Source organism: Thalassobacillus sp. CUG 92003 (genome assembly GCF_013618635.1).
Classification (GTDB): Bacteria; Bacillota; Bacilli; order Bacillales; family Halobacillaceae; genus CUG-92003.
Map to the genome: position 1 here is coordinate 129,897 of NZ_JABLSJ010000001.1, position 12,271 is coordinate 142,167.

8 protein-coding genes are annotated in these 12,271 nt (G+C 46.6%); 6 read left to right on the forward strand and 2 right to left on the reverse strand.

Annotated elements, in window-relative coordinates:
- The first annotated feature begins 38 nt into the window (after nucleotides 1-38).
- The 6 genes from HOP45_RS00620 (at nucleotide 39) to HOP45_RS00645 (ending at nucleotide 8,508) form a co-directional block, all read left to right on the forward strand.
- Nucleotides 39-1,025, forward strand: a complete 987-nt coding sequence (locus tag HOP45_RS00620; RefSeq protein ID WP_181346868.1) for a C40 family peptidase — start codon at nucleotides 39-41, stop codon at nucleotides 1,023-1,025.
- A gap of 769 nt (nucleotides 1,026-1,794) precedes the next feature.
- Nucleotides 1,795-4,314, forward strand: coding sequence for a bifunctional 2',3'-cyclic-nucleotide 2'-phosphodiesterase/3'-nucleotidase (locus HOP45_RS00625; protein ID WP_181346870.1), 2,520 nt, complete (start codon nucleotides 1,795-1,797; stop codon nucleotides 4,312-4,314).
- Between the two features lie 230 nt (nucleotides 4,315-4,544).
- Entirely contained in the window at nucleotides 4,545-6,761 is a 2,217-nt protein-coding gene (locus HOP45_RS00630) for a 5'-nucleotidase C-terminal domain-containing protein (protein ID WP_181346872.1), read from the forward strand.
- Nucleotides 6,762-6,951: 190 nt separating this feature from the next.
- Nucleotides 6,952-7,167, forward strand: a complete 216-nt coding sequence (locus HOP45_RS00635) for a ribbon-helix-helix domain-containing protein (protein WP_181346874.1) — start codon at nucleotides 6,952-6,954, stop codon at nucleotides 7,165-7,167.
- 126 nt (nucleotides 7,168-7,293) lie between these two features.
- On the forward strand, nucleotides 7,294-7,527 hold the full coding sequence (locus HOP45_RS00640; RefSeq protein ID WP_181346875.1) for a DUF6429 family protein: 234 nt from the start codon (nucleotides 7,294-7,296) through the stop codon (nucleotides 7,525-7,527).
- Nucleotides 7,528-7,542: 15 nt separating this feature from the next.
- A complete protein-coding gene (locus tag HOP45_RS00645; RefSeq protein WP_181346877.1) occupies nucleotides 7,543-8,508 on the forward strand; it encodes a quinone oxidoreductase family protein in 966 nt (321 codons plus the stop codon).
- A 358-nt stretch (nucleotides 8,509-8,866) separates the two neighbouring features.
- Here HOP45_RS00645 and HOP45_RS00650 read toward each other — a convergent pair whose 3' ends face one another.
- Nucleotides 8,867-9,775 (reverse strand): accessory Sec system S-layer assembly protein, encoded by a 909-nt coding sequence (locus tag HOP45_RS00650; RefSeq protein WP_181346879.1) that lies wholly within the window; start codon nucleotides 9,773-9,775, stop codon nucleotides 8,867-8,869.
- Nucleotides 9,768-12,164 carry an accessory Sec system translocase SecA2 gene (secA2, locus tag HOP45_RS00655; RefSeq protein WP_181346880.1) on the reverse strand — a complete coding sequence of 799 codons (2,397 nt, stop codon included), beginning with the start codon at nucleotides 12,162-12,164 and terminating at the stop codon, nucleotides 9,768-9,770. The genes HOP45_RS00650 and secA2 overlap by 8 nt, the downstream gene beginning before the upstream one ends.
- Nucleotides 12,165-12,271: the final 107 nt, after the last annotated feature.

A 12,271-nucleotide genomic window follows, 5' to 3' on the forward strand; every position in this document is an offset into this window, starting at 1 on the left:
CTGAATCTAGCAAAATTAAACGTGGAGGTACATACATAATGTTTAGAAAGTCGTTACTTTTTGTGTTGGTCAGTATTTTGAGTTTGGCAGTTTTTACCCCTCAAGCTATGGCATCATCAACTGGAAAGCAGATTGTGGACGTTGCAAGACAGTATGAAGGAACACCTTATGAATGGAGTGGCGAATCGCCTGGAGGTTTTGATTGTTCTGGTTTTACTACATATGTGTTAAACAAATTTGATATCGATGTACCGCGTTCTTCTTCCGATCAGTATAGCGCTGGAAAATACGTGTCGAAATCAGATTTGCAAGCTGGGGATCTTGTCTTCTTCAGCAGCGAGCCTGGCTCTTCATCCATTTCACACGTGGGGATCTATACGAGTAACGGGAATTACATATCTGCTACACGAAGTAGAGGCGTTGACGAAGTATCCATTAACGACCCTTATTACTGGGGACCACGATATGTGGGAGCCAAACGAGTTGTAGAAGATCACTCTTCTTCTAATGGAAGCGGCCTCTACAACGATTTGTCCACTGACTATTGGGCTTACGATGAAATTAAATCGATGAGCAAAGCTGATATTGTGTCAGGTTATGAAAACAATACGTTCAAACCGAAGGCAAGCATTACGAGAGCCGAAGCTGCAAAAATGTTAATCGAAGCTAAAAACATCAAAAAATCAACAAAGCATTCCTTTGGAGATGTATCTGGCCACTGGGCTGAAGGGTTTATCAATGCAGCCGCCGCCAGAGGATATATCAAAGGGAAAGGACATGGCCAGTTTAACCCTGATCAGGATATCTCCAGAGAAGAGATTGCGGCCATCCTATCTAGAGCATACAATATGAGCAGCTCAAACGGATCTACTTTTAAAGATGTAAATAAAAACGATTGGGCTTACAAACATATCGAAGGGTTGGCCGATCATTCCATCACCAATGGGTATGATGACCAAACGTTCCGACCAAAGAACGACGCAACCCGTGCTGAGTTCACTGTTTTCCTCGATCGCGCAAGATAATAATCTAATAATGAGAAGCTGAGCAGATTCTGCTCAGCTTTTTCTATTTTATAGCCGCATGAAACGTTAATAGCGCATCTATATAATAGAAGAAACACGTTACACTTATCGAGGTTGAGCGATTTGTTTACTAGTTGGCGTCCGATATTGTCGCGTTTGCTCGGATTCCAATCGACTGCATACCATTTATAAGCAACTTCCCCCGAATTGCATGCAACTAGAGTAAACTGCCACTTTTTGATCCGCCCTCAACTTTTAATAGAGTCTATATATAATAGAGGAACCACGTCCCCTGGTTCAAGTTCCCTCGATTTATTGACTACTTGTCGCTCAATCTTCGCGCATTCGCTCATATTGCAATCGACTTCACGCCATTTATAAGCAACTTCCCCCGAATTGCATGCAACTAGAGTAAACTGCCACTTTTTGATCCGCCCTCAACTTTTAATAGAGTCTATATATAATAGAAGAGCCACGTCCCATGTTCAAGTTCCCTCGATTTATTGACTACTTGTCGTTCAATATTGTCGCATCCGCTCCCATTCCAATCGACTTCACGCCATTTATAAGCAACTTCCCCCGATTTGCAAGCAACTCGTGTAAATCGCCACTTTTTGAGCCCACCCTGCCCCAGCCCACCGCCTAACAGTCAGCTTGTAAAATCTCGTAAATGTTTTGTAAACGCCTACACATCTCATTGAAAAATGTTAAAATATAGATGTAATTGCAAGATTCTACATAAATTTCAAATGAAAGGGACGGTGCGAACGTGAAGAAATATCAGACAAAATGGTTGGTCCGATTTGCATTAGCCGTCGGGTTATTGGCAACGTCGACGTTTTCGACTAATGTCAACGCCGAGACAAGTGATGGAGATGTTGTCGACTTACGGTTGATGGAAACAACTGATTTGCACAGTCATGTCATGAACTATGACTATTTCTCCGGAGAGCAGGATGACACGGTGGGGCTGGTGAATACAGCGACGCTGATCAACGAAGCCCGCGGTAATGTGGAGAACTCCATGCTGTTTGACAATGGTGACTTGATTCAGGGGAATCCAATGGCGGATTACATTGTTGATCAAGATGTGTTGGATGAAGAAGGACATAAGCACCCAGTCTATCAAGCTATGAATATGTTGGATTATGATGCGGGAAACTATGGGAATCACGAATTCAATTATGGTCTCGATTTCTTAAAGCAGGCTGTTTCGGGTTCTGACTTTCCTTATGTGAACGCGAACGTTTATAAAGATGATGGGGACGATGACCCGAGCAATGATGAAAACTATTTCGATCCTTACGTTATGATTGACCAGGAAGTGACGGATCAAGACGGCGATACGCATACGATCAAGGTAGGCGTGATTGGGTTTACGCCGCCTCAGATTATGACGTGGGATAAAGATAACCTTGAGGGCAAAGTGACGACGCGTGACTTGAAAAAAACCGCGCAGAAATTCATTCCTCAAATGAAAGACGAAGGCGCTGACGTCATCGTCGGGATTGCGCACTCGGGACTCGGTTCCAAAGACGACTACAATAAAGGTGCGGAAAACCAGACGTATCAGCTTTCGACTGTAGAAGGCTTTGACGCCTTGTTATTCGGTCACTCCCACCAGACGTTCCCGAATGAGGATTATGCAGCCCTGGATGGCAAGCATAATATCGATTTGGACAAGGGAACGATTAATGGCGTACCGACAACGCAGGCAGGTTTCTGGGGCTCGGATCTTGGGCTTATCGACCTGCAGCTTGAGTATACCGATGGTGAGTGGAATGTGACGAACGGCAAAGCGGAAGCGCGGCCGATTTACGATTCTGAATCTGGCGAGCCTTTAGTGGAACCCGATCAGGATATCATTGATGAAGTGAAAGAAGATCATGAAGGCACGCAAGAATATGTCGCGACCCCAGTGGGTGAAACGGAAGTTCCGCTCTATAGCTATTTCGCCCAGGTGCTCGATGATCCGACCGTGCAAATCGTCAATGACGCCCAGAAAAATTACGTGGAAAAGTATATCCAAGGTACAGAGTATGGCGACTTGCCTGTTCTATCTGCCGCGGCGCCATTTAAAGCGGGCCGAGACGGTGTCAGTGACTATACCGATATTTCGGCAGGAGAATTGGCAATCAGAGATACAACATCATTGTACAAGTATCCGAACACGCTGCAGGTTTCTAAAATTACCGGCGAACAAGTTGTCGAGTGGCTGGAATGGAGCGCCGGACAATTTAATCAAATTGATGCCGATGCTGACAAGCAGCAGGAGTTAGTGAACAATGAATTCCGCAGCTACAACTTTGACGTTATCGATGGCTTAACGTATGAAATCGATGTAACCGAACCGGCTCGTTACAATGGTGATGGTGAAAAAATCAGTGATGGCGAGCGGATCAAGAACGTGAAGTATAAAGGTGAAGCGCTTGATATGGATAAAGAATTTTTGGTTGCCACGAACAACTACCGCGCGGCGTCGAAATTCGCCAATCCTGAGGGGGACAACATCGTTATCAAATCACCGGATGAAAACCGTCAAGTCCTCGTCAACTACATCCGTGATAATGCAACGATCAATCCGAAGGCAGACGGGAATTGGTCATTCGCGCCGATTGATGGAGATCCTCAATTGACGTTCCGTTCTTCTCCTGAAGGGCAGAAGTACGCGGATAATGAGGAAGAAATCTCCTTCGTCGAGAAGCGTGATGATGGTTATGCTACGTATGCGATTGACTTAGCTGAAGATGACGGCGGTATTACCTTCCCCGATGTACCCGAGGATGACTGGGCTGCGGATTATATTTATAGTTTAGCTGAGAATGGCGTGATTAAAGGCTATCCAAATGGTAACTTCGGCCCTGAGGACACCATATCACGCGTGCAATTTACCCTTTTGATTACGCGAGAACTTGGGTTATCACCGGAAGGGAACAGCCCATTTGAAGATGTGCGCGCCAGATATCAGGATGAAGTCACCGCTGCTTATGAAAATGGCATTGTGAATGGGGTGAGTGACACAGAGTTTCATCCTAACGAGCCGATTACGAGAGAGCAAATGGCGGCAATGATTATGCGTGCTTACGAGTATGAAAACGGTGACTATGAAGCAACGGAAGACCACATTTATAACGATCAAGATCAGATTCGCGATGAATTCTTAGACAATGTGAGCGCGGCTCATGAACTTGAAATCATGGTCGGCTTGCCAGGGAACGAATTCCAACCGAAAGAAAGTGCCGAACGTGCTCAGGCGGCTAAAGTCGTCTACATGTTACGAAACGAATGATAGAGTTTAAAGAGGTGTCCCGGATGTAAGTTCGGGACATCCGTTTATATGTAATCTTTGTAAAATGACGTAATAGTTTGTAGGAATAAGAGGAAAAGTATTGTAAAATTATAGATAGAATCTATTTTGAATTTTCACAAAAATAATTGAGGGGGTGACTTTTACTGGGGGTCAATCAGATGTATAAGTGGCGTCTACATAGGGAGTTCATTGATTACTAGGGGGAGGAAATGAATAATATGAAAGTTTACCAGAATAAGCGATTCATTGTTTCATCAGTCAGCGCAGCTTTAGTAGCTTCAGTGGCAGCACCAGCAATGACGGTTTCAGCAAATGACGTGTTCCCGGATGTACCGACGGACCATTTGTATCATGATGTCATTCATGATTTAGCGGATGCAGGTGTCGTAAATGGGTACCAAGACGGTACATTCCAAATGGGGGAGTCGGTCACACGCGCTGAAGCGTCTAAGATGCTCGCTCACATTCTCGAACTGGATATGGATGCTGACGCAGCTCCATTTTCGGATGTTGATGGAGATGCCTGGTATGCGGACTCTGTCAATGCTTTGTATGAAGCGGGATACATTGAAGGGGTAGGGAACGAGGAGTTTCAGCCTCACCGCGAAATGTCGCGTGCTGAATTCGCGCATCTCGTCGTTGAAGCATACGGGATTGAAGAGAAAGAAGCAGATCTGCCTTTCCAAGACTTGAAGAAAGGTGCCTGGTATATCTCAGACATTGAGACCTTGTATGCGCATGGGTTGATCAATGGGCTCACCGAAATTGAATTCGGCCCGGAAGATGACGTGAAACGCGGCGATTTCTCATGGCTGCTCGCAAATACGGATTACATGTTCGGGGACAAGCTGCCAAAACCTGAAGACGATCCTTATGAGCTTTCCATTATGCATACGAATGACACGCATGCCCATTTGGATAATGTGGCGAAGCGCGTGACGGCAGTGGAAGAGGAACGTGAGGAAAATCCTGAAGCATTACTACTTGATGCGGGCGATGTCTTTTCAGGTACATTGTACTTTAACGAATTCCAGGGTCAGGCCGATCTTGAATTCATGAACATGATGGACTATGACATGATGACATTCGGCAACCACGAGTTCGACCTTGGGGCAAGTGAAGAAGGTCACCAGGCGTTATCGGAATTCGTCCAGGGGGCTGAGTTCCCATTTGTCAGCTCTAACGTAAATTTCTCCAATGATGAGCATATGAGCGGCTTATATCATATCTATGTCAGCAAACGTCCGCACGACGGGGAAATTTACAATAGTATGATCAAGGAAGTAAACGGTGAAGAGGTCGGCTTCTTCGGCTTGACGACGGAAGAAACAGCCGATATTTCAAGTCCAGTAGATATCACGTTCGACAATTACATTGAAACGGCAGAAGACCGTGTCGAGGTACTTGAAGCGCTTGGTGTCGATAAAATCATTGCTGTAAGTCACCTTGGTTTCAATGATAACCCGGAATATGACAATGATCAGCTGCTTGCTGAACAAGTGGATGGCATTGACGTCATCGTCGGCGGTCACAGCCACACCGGGTTAGATGAAGCGGTGGAAGTGACGGAAGATGAGAACGGGGAAGCGAAAGATCCGACTCTCATCGTTCAGGCTGGCCAATATGGCGGTAATTTAGGCACGCTTGATGTGGAATTTGATGAGGAAGGCAAAGTTGTCGGCTATGCCAGTGAACTCATTGAGATTTCCGAACAAGAAGCGGACCCTGAAGCAGCTCAAAAGCTGGAAGAGTATTCGTCTCAAGTCGAAGAGGTCATGAATGAAGAAAGCGGCGGCGTTGCGACCGACGCGTTCCCGAATCCGCGTACCGGTGACGGCGGCGAGGTCAGCGTACGAAATAGTGAAACGGCGCTAGGTAACTTGATTACAGACGGTATGCTTAATAAAGCGAAAGAATACAACGAAGATACAGTCGCTGCATTCCAAAATAGTGGCGGCATTCGGACCTCGATCGATGAAGGCCCGATTACGATCGGTGAAATTCTCGAAGTGATGCCGTTTGGCAATACGCTTGCTACAATGGAATTGTCCGGCGAAGAGATCATGACGGCGCTGGAACATAGTGTGAGCCAGGCTCCATTGGAAAGCGGCGGCTTCCTGCAAGTTTCCGGGTTGAACTTTACGTATGACAGTTCAATGGAAGCAGGCAATCGTGTTCAGGAGGTAACCCTGGAACAGGACGGTTCCTGGGTGGAGCTTGATGAATCAGCTGACTATACTGTTGCCACCAATGCCTTTACAGCAAAAGGCGGGGACGGCTTTGACGTCTTTGCCAACGCTTATGACGCAGGCCGCGTGACAGATCTTGGTCAAACCGACTGGGAAATCTTCCGTGACTATGTCGCAGAACTTGGAGAAGTGACCCCTGAAACTGAAGATCGGATTGTTGATACATCTGATGAATAAATCACGATCTTAATGTTAAGAGCCTGGTCAGCAGTTAGGCTGATCAGGCTCTTTTTAAATGGTTCTGTCAACTTGACTGGGTGTACTTTGACGAAATTTAAGATGGTAGGACTTTCCTGTATGTGGTAATCTATTAATAGGACAGCATTGATTTTTACTATACGTTTTCCGTGTGTAAGGAGGAATTTATATGAAAAAACAAGTCAGCGTCAGAATAGAAGATACCCTCAATGACGAGGTCGAGCAGCGAGCGAAAGAGTTAGGCATCAGCAAAAGTGCCTTCATTTCCTTTTCCACTCAATTTTTTCTTCATCAATTAAACTACTCGGAAAGCTCCTCTTCCGCGCAGCATAATTTTTATGAATTAATCAAAGCGAACTTAGAAACACAATATCAAAATAGCTAAATCATTTACTCGTTCACAAAAGGCGGACAAACAACCCTTTTGTGAACGATTTTAGTAGGAAGGTCCAATCGAAAGCCATGTTTTCTTCAGCTATAATGAGCAGTAAAACATTGAGGAGTTGATAGAATGAAGGACCAAGTCGATGAATTGACCCTCCTACTCTTGTATTTAACGTCTTTCACAGAAGACGTTGGGTTGGGTAAGGAACAAAGAAGTTGGAAAGGTTACCCGTTTGGAACCCTGGATGCATTAAATGAAGAGCATTACATAACAGGAAGTAAGCGTGCGAAATCTATTTTCATCACGGAAAAAGGTATCGAACAAGCCCGTGAGCTGATGAAAAAGTACAACATTGAATGAATGGAGGAGGTTGATGTGAAAGCCATCATCCAACATGAATATGGTGAGGCTGATGTACTGTCTTGTACAGACCAAGCTAAACCGGACATTGGCGAAAATGAAGTGTTGATCAAAACAGCCTATACGAGTGTGAACTATGCAGATATTAAGAAACGCAATGGTAATAAAGCGTCTGGGTCATTCCCTTTCACACTAGGATTAGATGTGGCCGGCACAATAGAAGACGTTACTTACAATGGCAAGTTTTCAGTAGGAGATCGCGTGATCGCTTTTCCGAGCGGGGGTTCTTACGCGGAATATGTGAAAGCACATGACCAGCTCGTCTTTAAGATTCCTGATGAGCTCTCGTTAGATGTGGCGGCGACGATGCCGACTGTGTCGATTTTATCTTATATCCTTTTACATGAGATCGCCCACGTGAAAACTACCGACACCATTGTGATCCATAGCGCAGCTGGCGGGGTGGGCTCCATGTTGGTCCAGTTAGCGCACGTACACGGGGTGAAACACATCATCGGAACGGTCGGAAACATGAACAAAGCAGCATATGTGAAGAACTTAGGAGCGGATGCTGTCTATACCTATGAAACGTTTAAAGATGCTGTTTTAAACGAAACACAACAGGCAGGTGCAGATGTCATTTTTGACTCGGTGGCCGGCGACGTGACGCGAAGCAGTCTGGATTGTTTAGCTTTATATGGCACACTCGTACAATTCGGTAACAGCAGTGGCAAGGCAGGGACGTTCAAAACGAGTGACGTTCATAGCAGCTGCCGGAATGTGAAAGGGTTCAGCCTGGGCACAACCCGGCAACATGACCCATCTCGTCTAGCTCCCGTGGCTGAAAAAGTGCTGGCGTTATTTGCCTCCGAGCACGTGACCTTGCCGATTGCCCAGGTATTCAATTTAGAGGAAGCCTCCCAAGCCCATGCTTTAATCGAAAGCCGTCAATATGAGGGGAAAGTATTATTGAAGGTGTAGTCTAACATCTCAGTCCGTCATTCTGTAAGCTTATTTACTCGATTTTCGAGATAACCGGGTTTCGTTGCCATATTATGAGTCAGTCCATACGCCGCTGACCAAGACGCCTCTGCTTTCAGGTGGGAGTCTCGCAACTTCCCAACCACCCCATTCGATAGTGGGGAGAAACGAACCATTTCCTCAGAAAGGGGCGTCTACCACATCGTTGGTTTAACAAACACCATAAATAAAAAGACCTTCAATATTCATCCTAGATGGGTGATATATTGAAGGTCTTTTGTTAACAATTCTATTCTTTTCAATAAATACTAAGTTTCAAGCTATCTGCCTTAGAGTTTTTTCACTCTAGCTAAAAAGGTCAATTCTGCACAGGATATGCCTTCCATTTCGACAAGTCGATGGCATCAGACTTGATCATGGACTCCGGAAAAATGAAGGTCCATGGCTTGCTCGTGTTCGCTTTCACTTCTAAATCATCAAGCTTAAACCCGCCTTCTGCAATGACCGATCCCGTGGCGTCTTCTACTTTCAGCGGCAGTTTTTGCAAGGTGACACCTTTTTCACTGCCGTTGCGGATTAACATGGTGACATGCAGGTTGCCGTTGTCCGCCTGTTTGGCTTGAAGACCGAGAAAGTTCACTTCGCCTGAACGAGGCGGCTTCATTTGCTCTACATACGTCTTCAATTTCTCCACGTCTTCTGTAGCCAGCGATTGCTGCCAGCTTTGCTCTAACTCAAGTGCATGCTTCTGGGACGCCTTTTTCAATTCAAAAGCGAGCTGCCAGCCGCTGACAGGCACACTGTCATCGGGCGTGGTCATCGCTTGTTTGTCGAACGTGAACGTCCAGGGTCGGCTTGAATGGCCGGGCAGTTCCCCGAGGGCTCCCAGTTCGAACGTTTTCCGTGCGACCCGGTTGCCTTGTTTATCAAGGAGCAGGATGCCGGTTTCCTTAAGTTGAATGCTTTTCGGCAGCGCATTCCGCACAAAGGCATCAACGATGAATGTATCGTTTTCTTTTTTGATATCGACGCCCTGGATGCTGATTTGATTTGGCTTGAGCGGCGGCAGATCGTTGTTCCAAAAGCGGTACACGTAGGTTTCCTCTTCAGCTAACTGCCAGTCCGGATGAAATGAGAGCTCAGGGTAGACCGCCGTTTCTTCTGCGTCGGTGTCCTCCACGTCAGTCAACTCAGCGGCATTGACGGCACTCGGGTCATAGGATGTCTCATCTTCTGTTTGGTTCTTTTTCTTTAAAAACTTAAACATGCGAGTCTCCTTCCTCGGACGCCTCGTTTTGCTGGCGTTTCAATAAAGGTTTGAGCAGCTGCGCCATGACTAGCACCATTTCTTTGTTCATGTCAGCAAACGTATGCTGGAAAATATCGAACCCGTCTTTCTGATAAAGGCGCAGCGGATCTTCCTGTTGATACTGACGAATGCCGACGCCTTCTTTCAAACGGTTCATCATTTCCAAATGGCGAATCCACAGCTTATCGAGCGTGAGCAGTGCGGCTTGCCTGATGCGGTGTTGAACAGCTTCATGATTCGCCCAGTCGGCAATCAGGGTGTGATAGCGCGAAGCAATTTCATGAGCATGAGCTTTCAACTCATCTAGTTCTTCGTAATGAAGGTGAGCGATGTTGACATCGACGGTCGGGGCAGCCCGCTGGAATTCGACTTCCAGATGCTGAAGCGGCCAATCGTCTGGCACGATGGTGTCCGGACAATGCTTGGCAATGAGATGCTCAAAGTGATCCGGAACCATCGGCGAGATGAGGCTGATGACATCATCCTGTTTGAGCAGCCTATCACGTAGCTCATAAACGACTTTGCGCTGATCATTGACGACATCATCCAACTTCAATGTGAACTCACGGATATTGTAATTGCTGCCTTCACTGATTTTCTGAGCCGTGTCGATGAAATCGTGGATATCCTTATTCAAAATGCGGCAGGTGTCGTCGGTTTTGATCGACTTCATTTTACGCTCGCGTTCCGTCTGGGCGAAGCGTTCGATCATGTCATCTTCGAGTGAAATGATGAACTGGGTGGAACCGGGGTCGCCTTGCCGTCCTGAGCGGCCTTTCAGCTGATTATCGATGCGCCGTGCTTCGTGACGTTCGGTGCCGATGACGTGAAGGCCGCCCAATTCGGCCACGCCCTCGCCGAGCACGATATCGGTGCCGCGGCCGGCCATGTTGGTGGCTATGGTGATGTTGCCTTGTTGTCCAGCCAGGGAAATGAGACGCACTTCTTGTTCTACACTTTTCGCGTTCAATAATTCATAGCCAAGGCCGGCTTCATCCAAATAAGCAGCAATGCGATCTGATTGGAGGATCGAGGTCGTCCCGAGCAAAATCGGCTGGCCGGTGGCATGAATGGCGCTGACTTCCCGGACCATCTCGTCGTATTTCTGCTCTTTCGTCACGTAAATTTTATCGGGGCGGTCTTCCCGGATCACCGGTTTGTTTGTCGGCACCTGGATCACGTCCATGCCGTACACATTCTGGAATTCTTTTTCTTCCGTCTTGGCGGTGCCGGTCATGCCGGCCAATTTCGGATACATGCGGAAATAGTTTTGAATTGTGATCGAGGCTTGTGATTTATTTTCTTCCGTGATGTCGAGGCCTTCTTTTGCTTCCATCGCTTGATGCAGCCCGTCGGACATAGTGCGGCCTTCCATCAGCCGTCCTGTGAACATATCAATCAGCTTGATCTCATTGTTATCGACGACATAATCGACGTCCCGTTCAAATAACACATGGGCTCGTACTGCTTGAATCATATAATGATAGAGCGTTTGATGCTCGAGGTCGAATAGATTGTCGATGCCGAAGGAACGCTCAATTTTTGTAATGCCCTGGTCGCTCAAACTGACGGCTTTCGTTTCGTTGTCGAAATGATAGTCTTCATCACGGGTGAAGGAGCGGGCCAGCGTCGCACCGACTCTATGTAAGTTAGCGCTGGCTTCCATTTTGCCGGCGATGATCAACGGCGTTTTCGCTTCATCAATCAGCACGCTGTCGATTTCATCGATGATCGCATAATGATAGGGTCGCTGAACTTTCTGGTTGATATTTTTCGCCATATTATCCCGTAAAAAGTCGAACCCGAACTCGGTCCCAATGCCATATGTAATGTCAGCTTCATAAGCTTGCTTTTTTTCTGTCTGGGAGATTTGCGGCACATTCAAGCCGACCGACAGGCCGAGGAATTCGTGGAGCGGCCCCATCATGTCATAGTCACGCCTGGCGAGATAATCATTGACCGTAATCACATGCACGCCTTTGCCTTCTAACGCCACTAGGTAGCTTGGCAGTGTGGCGACCAACGTTTTGCCTTCGCCGGTGGCCATTTCGGAAATGTCCCCATCCGTCAACACGATTCCCCCGATCAGCTGGACGTCGAAGTGCCGCAGGCCGAGCACGCGCTTCGCGGCTTCCCGTACGACCGCGAAAGCTTCGTTGCGTATCTCATAAATCGTGCTGCCTTCTGCTAATAACGACTGGAACTCTGCTGTTTTAGCCTGAAGGGCTTCATCGGATAAGGCTTCCATATCTGGCTCGAATTGATTAATCGTTTCGATGGTTTTATAGTACTTTTTTAATTGACGTTCCGATTTTTCTGGAAAAATTTTTTTTACTGTTTCGATCATATTTTGTCGACACTCCTTGGCAGTGTGGTTCCTCTCTACTATTCTATCATGTCAAGCTTAGTCAAATCTACAAGATTTGGAAGAGGAAACAGTTTAGTAAAATATGA